The following is a 15742-nucleotide window of genomic DNA, read 5'->3' as shown; positions in this document are numbered from 1 at the left end:
AACAAATATTCGAGGTGAAAGCAATTTGGCAAAGAAAAAAACGAAATTTGTATGTTCAGGCTGTGGCTATGAATCTGCTAAATGGATGGGAAGATGCCCTGGGTGTGGTGAATGGAATAAAATGGTGGAAGAAGTAGAAATGGTTGCAAAAGGCCCACGTGGAGCATTTCAACATTCTGCTACAGTTACTCAAAAGGCAATCCCGATTATCCAAGTGGAAGCTACTGAAGAATCGCGCGTAGCAACAGAAATGGGCGAACTCAACCGTGTATTAGGCGGGGGCATTGTACCTGGTTCTCTAGTATTAATTGGGGGCGATCCTGGAATAGGGAAATCAACATTACTATTACAGGTTTCCGCATTACTCTCGAATAAAGGGCATCGCGTACTTTATATTTCCGGAGAGGAATCCATTCGTCAAACGAAATTACGAGCAGAGCGTTTAGGAGTGATTTCTCAAGAGCTTTACATATACTCCGAAACAAACCTAGAGTTTTTAAACCAAACCATTGATGAAGTACAACCTAAATTTGTCATTGTCGATTCCATACAAACGGTTTTTCATCCAGAAGTAACAAGCGCCCCAGGTAGTGTCTCACAGGTTCGTGAATGTACAGCTGAGCTGATGCGAATCGCTAAAACAAAAGGCATTGCTATTTTTCTAGTAGGGCATGTCACAAAAGAGGGACAAATTGCAGGGCCACGTATTTTAGAGCATATGGTGGATACTGTACTGTACTTTGAAGGGGAGAGACATCATAATCATCGTATTTTACGAAGCCAAAAAAACCGCTTCGGATCTACAAATGAAATTGCTATATTTGAAATGCTTCAAGGGGGGTTAAAGGAAGTTCTAAACCCTTCTGAGTTATTTTTACAGGAGCGTTCACAAGGTGCGGCGGGGTCAACTATTGTAGCCTCAATGGAGGGGACAAGGCCAATCCTTGTTGAAATTCAATCCTTAGTTACGCCTACAAGCTTTAACTATCCTAAACGTATGGCCACAGGTGTCGATCAAAACCGAGTACAATTGCTAATGGCTGTACTAGAAAAGCGTATGGGTCTCATGCTACAAGCTCAGGATGCATATATTAAAGTTGCTGGTGGTGTCAAGCTGGATGAGCCAGCAATAGATTTAGCGGTGTTGACAAGCATTGTATCTAGTTTTAAGGATCAGGCAGTGCGTGCAACGGATTGCTTTATTGGTGAGGTCGGACTGACAGGTGAGGTCCGTCGGGTATCACGTATAGAACAGCGAGTCATTGAAGCGGCGAAGCTTGGATTTAAAAGAGCTTTCATTCCTTCTTCGAATATTGGTGGTTGGGAATTTCCGCAGGGAATTGAAATTGTTGGTGTAGAAACGATAAAAGATGCACTAAATGCATGCTTTAGAGAGTTATAAAGGAGGTTGTGCATGTTGGATATTATTCTGACATGCATTTTCCTTCATTTTTATGCTAATATCGGAAACTCATATAAAAGAATAAACGTCCTAAATAATAGCTGATGAATGAATAAAGGATTTCATCTAGTACGAACAAAATAGAAGTTTGTAAAATTTTGTCTAACTATCTTATCCTTGTTTCACAACATCAAAAATAATGAGATTTTGACTGAGCTCATGAAAGATTTTCTACCGTAAACTATGTATAATCTTAACTAACAATTAGGAGGTGACAGCTTGTGAAAAAATTTGTTCAAATTGCGTTTTTACTGATTGGAGGAGCATTGGGCCTTGTTTTCTTACCGCCATTATACGAATTGCTTCATTTATCATCTAATCCTTGGCTAGATAATCCTTATGTATCAGTAGCTCTAGGCGCACTTTTACTGTTTACACTATCTTTTGCATTTTCCGATTACTTTGTAAGGCTCATTAGCTGGATGGAAGAAGTTCTGTTTAAGGTTCCTATCGGAGATTTATTATTTGGTACGTTTGGTTTAATAATTGGGTTGATTGTCGCTTACTTTTTAGGCTTTGCCATTGATAGTGTACCATTCCCTGTTATTTCGGAAGTACTTCCAATTATCCTGTCATTTGTATTAGGGTATTTAGGATTCCGTCTAGGTTTTAGAAAAAGAGATGAGCTCATACAGCTTTTTACATTACGTAGTACCAATACGAAGAAAAAAGCTGCTGAAGGTGCTGAAGCTCAAGAGGTTCGTGGAAGCTACAAACTGCTAGATACAAGTGTAATTATTGATGGTCGTATTGCTGATATTTCTGAAACAGGCTTCATTGAGGGTATATTAGTTGTACCTCAATTTGTGCTCACAGAGCTTCAGCATATAGCTGATTCGTCTGATACCTTAAAGCGCACAAGAGGTCGGCGTGGTTTAGATATTTTAAAAAAATTACAAGATGAGCGTAAGACAAAAGTTGAAATTACGGACGAGGATTTTGAAGATGTACAAGAGGTAGATTTAAAGCTTGTCCGTCTTGCAAAAAAAATGGGCAATGATACATGCATCGTTACCAATGATTTTAACCTGAATAAAGTCTGTGAGCTCCATCATGTAAAAGTGTTAAATATCAATGATTTAGCGAATGCAGTGAAACCTGTAGTTATACCAGGTGAAGATATGCAGGTTGTGGTTATAAAGGATGGCAAAGAGCATAACCAAGGAGTTGCCTATTTAGATGATGGTACGATGATTGTGGTTGAAGGTGGTCGTAGTTATATCGGACAGGCAATTACAGTTACAGTTACTAGTGTGCTGCAAACATCAGCAGGTCGTATGATATTTGCTAAGCCGAAGGACGATTAGGATGTGGGGAAATGCAATATGAAGTGGTTCTACCTGCTGCCGGAAGTGGGAAGCGTATGGGTGCAGGGCAAAATAAATTATTTTTAAAGCTTTTAGAGAAACCTATTCTGGTACACACGCTAGAAGTGTTTCAACAAGATCCCGCTTGCACAGGTATTTGGCTCGCTGTAAAACCAGAAGAGCGTGGATTTATTCAAAAAATGCTAGAGGACTATAGGATTACCAAAGTGAAGGGTTTACCTGATGGGGGTGCTGAGCGACAGCATTCGGTTCATTCTTGCATGAAAGAGATGCAACAGGTAGATATTGTGCTTGTCCATGACGCAGCACGCCCGTTTATTACGCATGATATCATTGCAAAGCTTGTACAGAACGCGCATCATCATGGTGCAGCAATTGCAGGGGTTCGTGCGAAAGATACGATGAAAAAAGTATCAATGAATGGCATTATAGAGGAAACGGTTGATCGAGAAAGCCTTTGGATGGTGCAAACTCCACAAGCATTCCGTTTTGAATTAATTATGGAAGCGGAGGACGTAGCTGAAAAAGTAGGTTTTCTTGGGACAGATGAGGCAATGCTAATGGAGCGTCTCGGACATCAGGTACACATCGTAGAAAGTAGTTATGAAAATGTAAAAATGACAACACAAGAAGACTTAGTATTTGGTGAGGCAATCTTGCGTAAGCGTGGATCATTCAATCATTAAGAAATATTATTTATAGAGGCTATTCATTCGTAGTTTGTTAAGGATGGATAGTCTTTTTTATTTGTTTTGTTTGGGAAAAATTATATGGTCAGAATGCCTTATTGCTTCGTAATCTGTTCATCCATATATGTATGATAATAATGACATAACTGCTAGTCGAATTAGAAACGAAGGCGTAGAAGAGAATAAAAAGTTGGAATGCTCCAATAAAGTGGATTTTATCCATGTGTGATCGTTTTACGTGTAAAATGAAATAGTGGATATATGATTAATAAGGTAATAGAATAGATGAAAAGATGTGAGGGGTGTTTATTGTGTCATTAAATGATTGGTTAAATCAAAAGGTTCCAGAAATTACAGGTTCATTAACTAGTATAAATAAACAGTACATCGACGTTGACAACTCAATAGGCTTTGATGGACGAGATCGGGTTATAAAAATAATAGATAATTTCCATGAGGTGCTGTTTCCTGGCATTTATATGACAAGACCTATTGATGAAACAAGGGTGAACGTAGTTTGCAGTAATAAGCTGCGTGAAACAGCATTAGATTTGCGGGATATTATCGAAAAAGTATTATTTTATAATATGGAGGATAGTGATCCTGCCAATTGCGAGAAGTATTGCCGTGAACAAGCAGACAAAATTGTTATGAATTTGATTAATCGATTTCCTGCCATTCGCCAAGTGCTACAAACAGATATTCAAGCGGCATATAATGGTGACCCAGCAGCTCTTTCCACAGAGGAAATTTTGCTAAGCTATCCATCTATTGTGGCTGTTTATATTCACCGCATCGCACATGAGTTATACGAAATGGGTGTACAAATTGTGCCTCGAATTATGTCAGAATATGCGCACCGATTAACGGGTATCGATATTCATCCAGGGGCTACAATAGGAGAATCATTCTTTATTGACCACGGAACAGGTGTAGTTATCGGTGAAACTTGTACTATCGGTAAGAATGTAAAAATTTATCAAGGTGTAACATTAGGTGCACTAAGCTTCCCATTAGATGAAAATGGTAATCCAATTAAGGGCATTAAGCGTCATCCGAATATTGCCGACAATGTTGTCATTTATGCTGGTGCTACTATCTTAGGGGGCGAGACGACGATTGGGCACGATTCCGTTTTAGGAAGTAATATTTGGCTAACACACTCTGTTCCCCCTTATTCACGTGTTTATAATTCACAGCCATCTCCGAATATTAGCAACAGTCAAATGAAAAATATAGAGTATCATATTTAAAGAATGTGGGGCAGTCTAGAGAGTGTAGCTTTCTAAACTGCCCATTACTGCTATAGGAGGATAATTATTAAAGCGCTTTTCAAACAACCTAGGGCAAATTTTGATATGATAATGATAAATATTAATTAAAGGAAGATGAATATGTTTCGAATTGGACAAGGTTTTGACGTACATGCATTTGAAGAAGGTCGTCCATTAATTATTGGTGGCATTACCATTCCGCATGAAAAAGGACTAGTAGGACATTCAGATGCGGATGTTCTCTTACACACTGTCACAGATGCGGCTCTAGGAGCAATTGGAGAAGGGGATATTGGCCGTCATTTTCCAGATACAGACCCTGCATTTAAGGACGCGGACTCAGCAAAATTATTAGAGTACATTTGGAAGATTGTTGAGGATAAGGGTTATTCTCTAGGTAATGTCGATTGTACCATTATGGCACAGCGTCCTAAAATGGCCCCCTATATTGGACAGATGCAACAACGTATCGCTGAATTATTACACGCAGAGCCTTCACAGGTAAATGTTAAAGCAACTACAACTGAACGATTAGGTTTTACAGGTCGCGAGGAAGGTATTGCGGCAATGGCAACAATTCTATTGATCAAGAAATAAATGTGGATGAACCCCGCTTTTATTTCCTGTAACAGAGTGGTAAAATGAACAAAGTCAATTTTTGATCGAAAATTTAGGAGGCTTTTAATTATGACGAAAGAAGTTCGCGTTCGTTACGCGCCATCTCCAACAGGTTATTTACATATCGGTGGAGCGCGTACAGCATTATTCAATTATTTATATGCAAAACATCATAACGGTAAATTCATTGTACGTATTGAAGATACGGATATTGAACGTAATGTAGAGGGCGGAGAAGCATCTCAACTAGATAACCTAAAATGGTTAGGTATTGAATATGATGAGTCCATTGATATTGGTGGACCTTATGCGCCTTATCGTCAAATGGAACGTCTTGATATTTATAAAGAGCACGCTGAAAAACTATTAGAGCAAGGTGTAGCCTACAAGTGTTTCTGTTCTTCTGAAAAGCTTGAAGCATCTCGTGAAGAACAAAAAGCAAGAGGTGTAGCTGCTCCTACTTATGATGGTACATGTCGCCACTTATCAGCAGATGAAATCGCTGCTAAAGAAGCGGCAGGTGAGCCATACACAATCCGTATGCGTGTACCTGAAAATGTAACATACGAATTTGAAGATTTAGTTCGTGGACAAGTTACCTTTGAGTCTAAAGATATTGGTGATTGGGTACTTGTAAAAGCTAATGGTATTCCAACATATAACTATGCAGTTGTTTTAGATGATCACTTTATGGAAATCTCTCACGTTTTCCGCGGTGAGGAGCATTTATCGAATACACCAAAACAAATGATGATTTTTGATGCATTTGGTTGGGAATATCCACGCTTTGGACATATGACATTAATTATTAACGAAAACCGTAAAAAACTATCTAAGCGTGATGAATCGATTATTCAATTTGTTACGCAATATAAAGATTTAGGTTATCTTCCTGAAGCGATGTTTAACTTCTTTGCGCTACTTGGTTGGTCTCCAGAGGGAGAAGAAGAGATTTTCTCAAAAGAAGAATTTATCAAAATTTTTGATGAAAAACGTCTTTCAAAATCACCATCTATGTTCGATAAACAAAAGCTAACATGGATGAATAATCAATATATTAAAAAGTTGTCTTTGGAAGAAGTTGTAGCTTTATCTTTACCACATCTACAAAAAGCAGGCTTATTACCTGAAGAACTTACTGCAGAGCAACATGCTTGGGCGACGGATTTAATCGCACTTTATCATGACCAAATGAGCTTTGGTGCAGAAATTGTCGAATTATCTAGCCTATTCTTTAACGACCATATTGAATATGATGAAGAAGCAAAAGAGGTTTTAGCAGGAGAGCAAGTACCTGAAGTAATGGCGGCATTTAAAGCACAATTGGAAGAGCTAGAAGAGTTTACACCAGATGCGGTAAAAGCTGCGATTAAAGCTGTACAAAAGACAACTGGTCATAAAGGTAAAAATCTGTTCATGCCAATCCGTGTTGTGACAACAGGTGAAACACATGGACCAGAGTTGCCGAACGCCATTTGTTTAATTGGTAAAGAGAAAGCAATTGACCGTGTAGAAAAATTTGCACAATAAAGATAAATTTATTGACAATTCATTCTTTCGTTGTAAAATGTATTTACATTGAAAAAGCGTTGATAAGGAGAAGTAAGTGGCGCATGCTCTTAAGAGAGGACCATCATCGGCTGAAAGTGGTCTGAGCCTAGGCAAAACTGAAATGCACCTTTGAGCATAAAGCTGAACGAGAGTAGGCTTTATCGAGTCATCCCCGTTAATGGATGTCCAAAGTGGAAGGCTTTTTGTCTTCAATCAGAGTGGAACCACGCAAATCGAGCGTCTCTGTCATTCCTTTTAGGAGTGATAGAGGCGCTTTTTTTATTCAACAGAAAAGGAGAGTGAAATACAATGGGTATTCAAATTTTTAACTCATTAACACGACAAAAGGAAACCTTTGTACCGCTAGAAGAGGGCAAGGTAAAAATGTATGTCTGCGGTCCTACGGTTTATAACTATATCCATATTGGGAATTCACGTCCTGTAATTGTTTATGATACAGTACGTCGTTATTTTCAGTATAAAGGCTATGATGTAAAGTTTGTTTCCAATTTTACGGATGTAGACGATAAAATTATTAAAGCAGCAAATGAGCTTGGTGAAGAAGTACATGAATTAACAGAGCGTTTTATTGCAGCCTATTTTGAAGATGTTACAGCACTGGGATGCAAAAAGGCAGATGTTCATCCACGTGTGACAGAGCATATGGACGATATCATTCAATTTATTCAAGTGTTAATTGAAAAGGGCTACGCTTATGAGTCTGCAGGAGATGTGTATTACCGTACTCGTAAATTTGATGGCTACGGTAAATTATCACACCAATCAGTTGACGATTTAAAAATCGGTGCTCGTATTGAAGCGGGCGAGAAAAAAGATGATGCGCTAGATTTTGCTTTATGGAAAGCTGCTAAGCCAGGTGAGATATTCTGGGAAAGCCCATGGGGAGATGGCCGTCCAGGGTGGCATATTGAGTGTTCTGTAATGGCTCGTGAACATTTAGGAGATACTATTGATATTCATGCTGGTGGGCAGGATTTAACTTTCCCTCACCACGAAAATGAAATTGCTCAATCAGAGGCACACAATGATAAAACATTTGCGCGTTATTGGATGCATAACGGGTATATTAATATTGACAATGAAAAGATGTCCAAATCTCTTGGGAATTTTATTCTTGTGAATGATATCCGTAAACAAATTGACCCGCAGATATTGCGTTTCTTCATGCTATCTGTCCATTATCGTCATCCAATTAACTTTGCGAAGGACCTAGTAGAAGCTGCTGCGTCAGGTTTAGAGCGCATTCGTACAGCATACAACAATGTGAAGCATCGCCTTACGACTACTGTAAGCTTAGGTGATCATTCAGAAGAATGGCTGAACAAAATTGCGGAACAGAAAGCGCATTTTGAAGAGGCAATGGATGATGATTTTAATACAGCCAACGCTATTTCTGTATTATTTGAAGTAGCTCGTATTGCTAATATTTACTTAAATGAAGCCAATACTTGCAAGAAGGTATTAGAAACCTTTATTGAAACCTTTGAAGTACTAGGTGACGTCTTAGGTATTGAATTTGCAAAAGAAGAAGAACTATTAGACGAAGAAATTGAAGCATTACTACAAGAGCGTGTCGAGGCACGTAAAAATCGTGATTTTGCTCGCTCTGATGAGATCCGTGACCATTTGCAAGCCCAAGGTATCATTTTAGAAGATACACGACAAGGAACTAGATGGAAACGAGGGTAATTAAGTTGGATAAACTTCGCAATGAAGATGTTAAACAATTAAAAGCGCTGGCGTTAGCCTATATGGGTGATGCCGTATTGGAACAAAAGGTCCGAGAATATTTGCTACGCTCTGGTCGTGTTAAACCAAACACACTACATCGAGAGGCAACTCGCTACGTCTCAGCAAAAGCGCAATCGATGATCGTTCATCGCATGATGGATGAAAATTATTTAACAGAGGAGGAATTGGCTGTGTTCCGCCGTGGACGCAATGCCAAATCCGGCTCTGTACCAAAAAATACGGATGTCCAAACCTATCGTAATAGCTCAGGCTTTGAGGCGGTGCTTGGTAGTTTATATTTATTGAATGAACTAGAACGTGTCTACGAAATCATTGCATATGCTATTCAAATAATCGAGGAATCAAAAGGAGTGTCTAAATAATGGCAGAACAGAATGGTGAAATTATTGCCGGTAAAAACCCAGTGTTAGAAGCACTTCGTTCAGGCCGCGATATGAATAAAGTATGGATTGCGGAAGGAGTAAAAAAATCTGGCGTCAATGAACTGCTAGATTTAGCCCGTGAACGTGGTGTCATAGTTCAATTTGTCCCAAAAAAGAAAGTTGACCAATTATCAAGTGCTAATCATCAAGGTATCGTTGCTTCTGTTGCCGCTTATAAGTATGCTGAACTAGAGGATTTATTTGCAGCTGCAGCTAATAAACAGGAAGATCCTTTTTTCTTAATCTTAGATGAGTTAGAGGATCCTCATAATCTAGGGTCTATTATGAGAACGGTTGATGCTATAGGAGCACATGGTATTATTATTCCTAAGCGCCGATCAGTGAGTCTAACAGCAGTAGTGGCAAAGGCATCTACAGGAGCGATTGAACACGTTCCAGTTGTACGTGTAAACAATCTTGCTCAAACTATAGATGAATTAAAAGAACGCGGTGTATGGATTGCAGGAACAGATGCAAAGGGATCTGCAGATTATCGAAAAATGGATGCAACATTACCATTAGCCATCATTATCGGTAGTGAGGGTAAAGGGATGGGGCGTTTATTAAAAGAAAAATGCGATTTTTTATATCACTTACCGATGGTTGGGCATGTCACATCACTGAACGCATCAGTAGCAGCGGCTTTATTAATGTACGAAGTGTATCGTAAACGTCAAGAAGCGATTGAATAACAATGAAAAACATTTTGCTTGTTGATGGCTATAATATGATTGGATCTTGGAAAGAGCTGCGGCCATTGCGTGATACGAATTTTGAGGATGCGCGAAGAAGGTTGATAGAACTCATGGCTGAATATAAAGCAGCAATGGGTTGGCGCGTAATTATTGTTTTTGACGCCCATCTTGTACCAGGAGTAGAGCAATCTTATATAGAAAATGATGTAGAAGTCATTTATACACGAAAAAATGAAACAGCAGATGAACGTATTGAAAAAATGACACATGAATTAAAGGCTAGAAATGTACAAATTCATGTAGCAACTTCTGATATGGCAGAGCAAAGTGTTATATTTGGGAATGGTGCCTTAAGGAAGTCGGCTAGAGAGCTAGAAATTGATACAAGTATTATCCAACATAAAATTACTCATGATGTGAAGCGGAAGCAAGAAAGTAAGCCGCCTTCCCGTATAGAATTAAAGCCAGATGTTGCGCTCGCCTTTGAAAAATGGCGACGAGGGTTGAAATGATTGATTGACGCATATTTTCCAATTCCGTTATACTGTTTCTAATTATCTGTTGTGGCTGAGGTGATACCATGTTTAAAAATAGCATTGTACAAGTGACACAAGATTTTGAACGATTCAATGATGAAGAGCTTATTGAAATGGTGCATCAAGGTAATACAGATGCGTTGGATTATTTAATTACAAAATACCGTTTGTTAGTAAGAGCGAAGGCAAGATCCTATTTTTTAATCGGAGCAGATAAGGAAGACATTGTACAAGAGGGCATGATAGGCTTATATAAAGCGATTCGTGATTTTAAAGGAGATAAGCTTGCATCATTCAGAGCTTTTGCAGAGTTATGTATTACAAGACAGATTATCACAGCTATTAAAACAGCAACTAGGCAAAAGCATATACCTCTAAATTCCTATATCTCTTTGGACAAGCCTATATTCGACGAAGAGTCAGACCGAACGCTTATGGATGTACTAACGGGTGCTATTATGGATGATCCAGAAGAATTGATGATTCATAGAGAAGAGTTTGGATATTTAGAAGAAAAGATGAGTGAGATTTTAAGTGAATTAGAGCTACAAGTTTTAGCCTTATATCTAGACGGCCAGTCTTATCATGAAATTTCCGCCAAATTAAATCGTCATGTGAAATCTATCGATAATGCATTGCAGCGGGTAAAACGTAAATTAGAACGTCATTTAGTCCTTGAGGAAATGTCTTAGCCCATTTAGGCCTTTATTGACATTGACAAATATAGGTGTTAGTCTTAAAAAGACAAAGTGCCGAAAAAGGTGATTATATGGCAAAAAAAGTCGTGCTAAATTGTGAGAAATGTGGTTCGAGAAATTACACGTTCCCAGCTAAAGAAGGTTCAACTGTACGTCTCGAATTAAAGAAATTTTGCTCGCATTGCAATGAACATACAATGCATAAACAAACGCTATAAAATGATATGTAAATAGACAGATTTGATTGATTCGGAGGTTAAGCTAGAATGGGCAAGATCAAAAGCTTTTTCAGCGATGTAATGTCAGAAATGCGCAAAACAAGCTGGCCGAAAAGTAAAGAACTGACGAAATATACAGTCGTTGTAATTTCAACTGTTGTCATTATGGCTTTATTTTTTGTGTTAGTTGACTTAGGTATTTCATCATTATTCCGCTGGTACTTAGATTTATAATTTAGTAAATAGCATATTTTTGAAATAGCCCGTCCATTGCAATAACGGGTTTTTTCGTTTGTTTTATCTTCATTCAGCCGAAAACTCCATCTAATGGGATCGATGGGATGGGTGAAGTGAAGCGCAAAGCAGTAAAATCTCCTCATTATGATAAATACTACTAGGAGAGTATGATAGTAGCGATTGATGACTATGCTAGTTTCGGTATATATCATCGAGCTTTCGCAAGTAATTAGCGAAAGCTATATTTTTCTAATGAGATGTTTGTGAAAAGAGTAAAAATGCATTGAGCGTATCGCGATTCATTTTCACTTTTATTTGTAAGGGAGGGACGGACGAGGAGTCCTAGTAGTTATGGAGAAAAATTGGTATGTTGTTCATACGTATTCAGGGTATGAAAACCGTGTAAAAGCAAACCTAGAGAAACGTGTAGAAACAATGGGAATGCAAGATAAAATCTTCCGTGTGATTGTTCCTGAGCATGAAGAAACAGAAATGAAAGATGGAAAAAAACGTACAATGATGCGTAAAGTTTTCCCTGGTTATGTGTTAGTAGAGTTAATCATGACAGATGATTCTTGGTATGTAGTTCGAAATACACCTGGTGTTACGGGCTTTATCGGTTCATCTGGTGGAGGAGCAAAACCAACACCGTTATTACCTGAAGAAGCAGATCGTTTACTACAACAAATGGGTATGACTGATAAAGTTGTAGAAGTGGACATTACTGTTGGTGAAGCAGTAGAAGTATTAGAAGGGCCGTTTGCTCATTTCCAAGGACGTGTTGAAGAAATTGACACAGAAAAAGGTAAAATTAAAGTGACGGTTGATATGTTTGGTCGCGAAACGATTATGGAGCTAGATTTCGAACAAGTTCAAAAATTATAGTTCTAACAATAGAACATTACATGCTAATTGGTAGATGTTTCGCAGATTTTGTTAATTACTACTTGCTTAAAAAAATTAAAAGTGGTATCATTTCATAGGTCAGACTGTCATACTTTTGTTTGACGTCTGTAATGATAATTTTAATGTTATCGGCACTTAGCTGACAGACAGATATTGAGTGGGAGGGGCAACCCAATTACCACATCACGGACTTAAGGAGGTGTGTCTCGTGGCTAAAAAAGTTATTAAAGTTGTTAAACTTCAAATCCCTGCTGGTAAAGCTAACCCAGCTCCACCGGTTGGTCCTGCATTAGGTCAAGCGGGTGTGAACATCATGGGATTCTGTAAAGAATTTAATGCGCGTACTGCTGATCAAGCTGGTCTTATTATCCCAGTTGAAATTTCAGTATTCGAGGATCGTTCTTTCACTTTCATTACAAAAACTCCACCTGCAGCAGTTCTACTTAAAGTAGCAGCTGGTATCCAATCTGGATCTGGTGAACCAAACCGTAAAAAAGTGGCAACGGTTAAACGTGATAAAGTTCGCGAAATCGCTGAAACTAAAATGCCAGACCTTAACGCTGCTTCAGTAGAAGCTGCTATGTTAATGGTTGAAGGTACTGCACGAAGCATGGGTATTGTTATCGAAGACTAATCCCATTTACTTGATGTTTTGTTTTTTGGAAGGTTGCGAAGTTTCTTTGTGAACACGCAACCTTTATTCGTGGGAGGTAAAATCCGCTATAACCACAATCAAGGAGGAAATATATAATGGCTAAAAAAGGTAAAAAACTGCAAGATGCAGCAAAATTAATTGATCGTAACGCACTTTACACTGCACAAGAAGCAATCGAACTTGCTCAAAAAACTAGCACAGTAAACTTCGACGCTACTGTAGAAGTTGCTTTCCGCTTAGGTATTGATACTCGTAAGAACGACCAACAAATCCGTGGTGCAGTAGTACTACCAAACGGTACTGGTAAAACTCAACGCGTATTAGTATTTGCAAAAGGTGAAAAACTTAAAGAAGCTGAAGCAGCTGGTGCTGACTATGTAGGCGATGCAGAATACATCCAAAAAATCCAACAAGGTTGGTTTGACTTCGATGTAATCGTAGCAACTCCTGACATGATGGGTGAAGTTGGTAAACTTGGTCGTGTATTAGGGCCTAAAGGTTTAATGCCAAACCCTAAAACTGGTACAGTTACTTTTGATGTAACAAAAGCTATCGAAGAAATCAAAGCTGGTAAAGTAGAATACCGTGCTGATAAAGCTGGTATTATCCACGCTCCTATCGGTAAAGTTTCTTTCTCAGCAGAAAAATTAGTAGAAAACTTCTTAGCTGTTTTTGATGTAGTTCAAAAAGCAAAACCTGCTGCAGCTAAAGGTACTTACATGAAATCTGTAAATGTTACAACTACAATGGGTCCAGCGGTTAAAATTGACGCTTCTAACGTAGTAGTAAAATAATTTATATATATGTATTGACGATAGTGGCTATACGTGATACTATAGTTGCTGTTGTGAATTATCCATTTGTACCGTAGACAGTAGGAGTGACTTGTCACTTAATGTTCCTACCGAGGACATCGGAATTCAGATTCTTATTTAAAGATGATGACTTTCAGCCTCTGTGTCTATTTGACTCGGAGGCTTTTCTTTTGTCGGTATAAATGACCCATTCTAATAGGAGGTGTCATCATGAGCAAAGCAATCGAAAACAAACAAGTACAAGTTCAAGAGATTACTGAAAAATTCCAAGGCGCTGCTTCTGTAGTAGTTGTGGATTACCGTGGTCTTAATGTTGCACAAGTAACAGAGCTTCGTAAACAACTTCGTGAAGCTGGCGTTGAGTTCAAAGTTTACAAAAACACTTTAACTCGTCGTGCTGCTGAAGCTGCTGGCCTTGAAGGAATCAACGACGTATTAGTTGGTCCTAACGCAATTGCGTTCTCAAATGAAGATGTTGTAGCGCCTGCTAAAATCATCAACGAGTTCGCTAAGAAAAACGAAGCTTTAGAAATTAAAGCTGGTATTATTGAAGGTACTATTTCTTCTGTTGAAGATGTTAAAGCACTTGCAGAACTTCCATCACGCGAAGGTCTACTTTCTATGCTTTTATCTGTACTTCAAGCTCCAGTGCGTAACTTCGCACTTGCAACAAAAGCTGTTGCAGAACAAAAAGAAGAACAAGGCGCGTAATTTAAGACGCACTAATACTTCTGCGGCCTGATCGCAAAAATAAAACATTATCCAATTAGGAGGAAATTATAATGAATAAAGAGCAAATCTTAGAAGCTATCAAAGCTATGACAGTTCTTGAATTAAACGATTTAGTAAAAGCTATCGAAGAAGAATTCGGTGTAACAGCTGCTGCTCCAGTAGCAGTAGTTGCTGGTGGTGCTGCTGCAGCTGAAGAAAAAACAGAATTTGACGTAGTATTAGCATCTGCTGGTGCAGAAAAAATCAAAGTAATCAAAGTGGTTCGTGAAATCACTGGTTTAGGTCTTAAAGAAGCTAAAGAAGTAGTAGATAACGCTCCTAAAGCTCTTAAAGAAGGCGTTTCTAAAGATGAAGCTGAAGAAATCAAAGCTAAACTTGAAGAAGTTGGCGCATCTGTAGAAGTTAAGTAATCTCGCGTTACTTTTTAACAAAAGGAAAGCTCGTCATTTTGGCGAGCTTTTTTCTTCATTCTGAGGAGGCGTGAAAATGTCAGATCACTATTATACAAGTAAGCCTCAAACTGAAAGTAAACCACGTCACTGGACATTCAAGTTACTAGGGCATACGTTTTCATTCGAAACGGATGCAGGTGTATTTAGTAAAAGCGAAGTAGATTTTGGATCCCGTGTTTTAATAGACGCTTTTCAAATGCCTGATATTGATGGTGCGATTTTTGATGTAGGTTGTGGATACGGGCCGATAGGGTTATCGATTGCCAAAACTAATCCAGACCGTACCGTTTTTATGATGGATATTAATGAACGTGCAGTTGCGCTTTCGCAAAAAAATGCGCAAGTGAACGGTGTTCAAAATGTGCGAATATTTGTGAGTGACGGCCTATCGATGGTTGATAAAGATGTAGATGCAGCAGCTATCTTAACGAATCCACCAATTCGTGCGGGGAAGGAAACGATTTTCCGCTTTTACGATGGAGCTTACGATCGGCTAGTGTCTTCGGGTGAACTCTGGGTAGTCATTCAGAAGAAACAAGGAGCGCCATCGACAGTAAGTTACTTAGAAGAAAAGTTTTCAGAAGTCGATGTAGTAGAAAAGAAAAAAGGGTACTGGATAGTACGCGCAAAAAAATAAATGAAATATGTATAATTTATTGACTTGACAAATCGGCTATGATA

At 38.6% G+C, this 15742-nt stretch carries 19 protein-coding genes and 2 other annotated features; all 19 genes read left to right on the top strand.

Annotated features, from left to right (window positions below; translation table 11 throughout):
- Nucleotides 1–25: 25 nt before the first annotated feature.
- The 19 genes from radA (at nucleotide 26) to HXV90_RS22530 (ending at nucleotide 15698) form a co-directional block, all read left to right on the top strand.
- A complete protein-coding gene (radA, locus tag HXV90_RS22620) occupies nucleotides 26–1402 on the top strand; it encodes a DNA repair protein RadA (RefSeq protein ID WP_004233577.1) in 1377 nt (458 codons plus the stop codon).
- A 281-nt stretch (nucleotides 1403–1683) separates the two neighbouring features.
- Nucleotides 1684–2769: a PIN/TRAM domain-containing protein gene (locus HXV90_RS22615; protein WP_004233578.1), complete on the top strand. Its 1086-nt coding sequence runs from the start codon at nucleotides 1684–1686 to the stop codon at nucleotides 2767–2769.
- Between the two features lie 11 nt (nucleotides 2770–2780).
- Nucleotides 2781–3476 (top strand): 2-C-methyl-D-erythritol 4-phosphate cytidylyltransferase, encoded by a 696-nt coding sequence (gene ispD, locus HXV90_RS22610; protein ID WP_048395541.1) that lies wholly within the window; start codon nucleotides 2781–2783, stop codon nucleotides 3474–3476.
- Nucleotides 3477–3790: 314 nt separating this feature from the next.
- Nucleotides 3791–4732 (top strand): serine O-acetyltransferase EpsC, encoded by a 942-nt coding sequence (gene epsC, locus HXV90_RS22605; protein WP_004233580.1) that lies wholly within the window; start codon nucleotides 3791–3793, stop codon nucleotides 4730–4732.
- Nucleotides 4733–4873: 141 nt separating this feature from the next.
- On the top strand, nucleotides 4874–5350 hold the full coding sequence (ispF, locus tag HXV90_RS22600) for a 2-C-methyl-D-erythritol 2,4-cyclodiphosphate synthase (protein ID WP_004233581.1): 477 nt from the start codon (nucleotides 4874–4876) through the stop codon (nucleotides 5348–5350).
- A 90-nt stretch (nucleotides 5351–5440) separates the two neighbouring features.
- Nucleotides 5441–6901, top strand: coding sequence for a glutamate--tRNA ligase (gltX, locus tag HXV90_RS22595; RefSeq protein WP_066038313.1), 1461 nt, complete (start codon nucleotides 5441–5443; stop codon nucleotides 6899–6901).
- Nucleotides 6902–6951: 50 nt separating this feature from the next.
- Nucleotides 6952–7170, top strand: a binding site (T-box leader).
- 61 nt (nucleotides 7171–7231) lie between these two features.
- Nucleotides 7232–8632, top strand: coding sequence for a cysteine--tRNA ligase (gene cysS / locus HXV90_RS22590; protein ID WP_048395551.1), 1401 nt, complete (start codon nucleotides 7232–7234; stop codon nucleotides 8630–8632).
- Nucleotides 8617–9057 carry a Mini-ribonuclease 3 gene (locus tag HXV90_RS22585; RefSeq protein ID WP_175400791.1) on the top strand — a complete coding sequence of 147 codons (441 nt, stop codon included), beginning with the start codon at nucleotides 8617–8619 and terminating at the stop codon, nucleotides 9055–9057. Before cysS ends, HXV90_RS22585 begins: the two co-directional genes overlap by 16 nt.
- Entirely contained in the window at nucleotides 9057–9809 is a 753-nt protein-coding gene (gene rlmB, locus HXV90_RS22580; RefSeq protein ID WP_269898037.1) for a 23S rRNA (guanosine(2251)-2'-O)-methyltransferase RlmB, read from the top strand. Before HXV90_RS22585 ends, rlmB begins: the two co-directional genes overlap by 1 nt.
- A 2-nt stretch (nucleotides 9810–9811) precedes the next feature.
- A complete protein-coding gene (locus tag HXV90_RS22575; RefSeq protein ID WP_054548958.1) occupies nucleotides 9812–10324 on the top strand; it encodes an NYN domain-containing protein in 513 nt (170 codons plus the stop codon).
- A 68-nt stretch (nucleotides 10325–10392) separates the two neighbouring features.
- Entirely contained in the window at nucleotides 10393–11040 is a 648-nt protein-coding gene (gene sigH / locus HXV90_RS22570; protein WP_004233587.1) for an RNA polymerase sporulation sigma factor SigH, read from the top strand.
- A 77-nt stretch (nucleotides 11041–11117) separates the two neighbouring features.
- A complete protein-coding gene (gene rpmG / locus HXV90_RS22565; RefSeq protein WP_004233588.1) occupies nucleotides 11118–11264 on the top strand; it encodes a 50S ribosomal protein L33 in 147 nt (48 codons plus the stop codon).
- A gap of 48 nt (nucleotides 11265–11312) precedes the next feature.
- Nucleotides 11313–11498, top strand: a complete 186-nt coding sequence (gene secE, locus HXV90_RS22560) for a preprotein translocase subunit SecE (protein ID WP_004233589.1) — start codon at nucleotides 11313–11315, stop codon at nucleotides 11496–11498.
- Between the two features lie 354 nt (nucleotides 11499–11852).
- The gene (nusG, locus tag HXV90_RS22555; RefSeq protein WP_004233590.1) at nucleotides 11853–12386 is read left to right on the top strand and encodes a transcription termination/antitermination protein NusG; all 534 of its coding nucleotides are present in this window, start codon (nucleotides 11853–11855) and stop codon (nucleotides 12384–12386) included.
- Nucleotides 12387–12615: 229 nt separating this feature from the next.
- Nucleotides 12616–13041: a 50S ribosomal protein L11 gene (gene rplK, locus HXV90_RS22550; protein WP_004233593.1), complete on the top strand. Its 426-nt coding sequence runs from the start codon at nucleotides 12616–12618 to the stop codon at nucleotides 13039–13041.
- A gap of 116 nt (nucleotides 13042–13157) precedes the next feature.
- Nucleotides 13158–13856: a 50S ribosomal protein L1 gene (rplA, locus tag HXV90_RS22545; RefSeq protein WP_004233594.1), complete on the top strand. Its 699-nt coding sequence runs from the start codon at nucleotides 13158–13160 to the stop codon at nucleotides 13854–13856.
- A gap of 53 nt (nucleotides 13857–13909) precedes the next feature.
- Nucleotides 13910–14055: a sequence feature (ribosomal protein L10 leader region), on the top strand.
- A 32-nt stretch (nucleotides 14056–14087) separates the two neighbouring features.
- Nucleotides 14088–14588 (top strand): 50S ribosomal protein L10, encoded by a 501-nt coding sequence (gene rplJ / locus HXV90_RS22540; protein ID WP_004233596.1) that lies wholly within the window; start codon nucleotides 14088–14090, stop codon nucleotides 14586–14588.
- 71 nt (nucleotides 14589–14659) lie between these two features.
- Nucleotides 14660–15019 (top strand): 50S ribosomal protein L7/L12, encoded by a 360-nt coding sequence (gene rplL, locus HXV90_RS22535; RefSeq protein ID WP_004233598.1) that lies wholly within the window; start codon nucleotides 14660–14662, stop codon nucleotides 15017–15019.
- 76 nt (nucleotides 15020–15095) lie between these two features.
- Nucleotides 15096–15698, top strand: a complete 603-nt coding sequence (locus HXV90_RS22530; protein ID WP_036077767.1) for a class I SAM-dependent methyltransferase — start codon at nucleotides 15096–15098, stop codon at nucleotides 15696–15698.
- Nucleotides 15699–15742 lie beyond the last annotated feature (44 nt).

Source organism: Lysinibacillus sp. JK80, from assembly GCF_027557635.1.
GTDB lineage: Bacteria > Bacillota > Bacilli > Bacillales_A > Planococcaceae > Lysinibacillus > Lysinibacillus capsici.
The sequence above is the reverse complement of the archived record's forward strand: the minus strand, read 5'-3'. Positions and strand labels throughout refer to the sequence as shown.

Bases quoted from the DNA above. Each gene is read 5' to 3' on its own strand.
- HXV90_RS22575 (WP_054548958.1), top strand. From the start codon at position 9,812: ATGAAAAACATTTTGCTTGTTGATGGCTATAATATGATTGGATCTTGG.
- gltX (WP_066038313.1), top strand. From the start codon at position 5,441: ATGACGAAAGAAGTTCGCGTTCGTTACGCGCCATCTCCAACAGGTTAT.
- sigH (WP_004233587.1), top strand. From the start codon at position 10,393: ATGTTTAAAAATAGCATTGTACAAGTGACACAAGATTTTGAACGATTC.
- HXV90_RS22585 (WP_175400791.1), top strand. From the start codon at position 8,617: ATGGAAACGAGGGTAATTAAGTTGGATAAACTTCGCAATGAAGATGTT.
- ispD (WP_048395541.1), top strand. From the start codon at position 2,781: ATGCAATATGAAGTGGTTCTACCTGCTGCCGGAAGTGGGAAGCGTATG.
- rplA (WP_004233594.1), top strand. From the start codon at position 13,158: ATGGCTAAAAAAGGTAAAAAACTGCAAGATGCAGCAAAATTAATTGAT.
- cysS (WP_048395551.1), top strand. From the start codon at position 7,232: ATGGGTATTCAAATTTTTAACTCATTAACACGACAAAAGGAAACCTTT.
- rlmB (WP_269898037.1), top strand. From the start codon at position 9,057: ATGGCAGAACAGAATGGTGAAATTATTGCCGGTAAAAACCCAGTGTTA.
- ispF (WP_004233581.1), top strand. From the start codon at position 4,874: ATGTTTCGAATTGGACAAGGTTTTGACGTACATGCATTTGAAGAAGGT.
- secE (WP_004233589.1), top strand. From the start codon at position 11,313: ATGGGCAAGATCAAAAGCTTTTTCAGCGATGTAATGTCAGAAATGCGC.
- rplJ (WP_004233596.1), top strand. From the start codon at position 14,088: ATGAGCAAAGCAATCGAAAACAAACAAGTACAAGTTCAAGAGATTACT.
- HXV90_RS22530 (WP_036077767.1), top strand. From the start codon at position 15,096: ATGTCAGATCACTATTATACAAGTAAGCCTCAAACTGAAAGTAAACCA.
- rpmG (WP_004233588.1), top strand. From the start codon at position 11,118: ATGGCAAAAAAAGTCGTGCTAAATTGTGAGAAATGTGGTTCGAGAAAT.
- rplL (WP_004233598.1), top strand. From the start codon at position 14,660: ATGAATAAAGAGCAAATCTTAGAAGCTATCAAAGCTATGACAGTTCTT.
- nusG (WP_004233590.1), top strand. From the start codon at position 11,853: ATGGAGAAAAATTGGTATGTTGTTCATACGTATTCAGGGTATGAAAAC.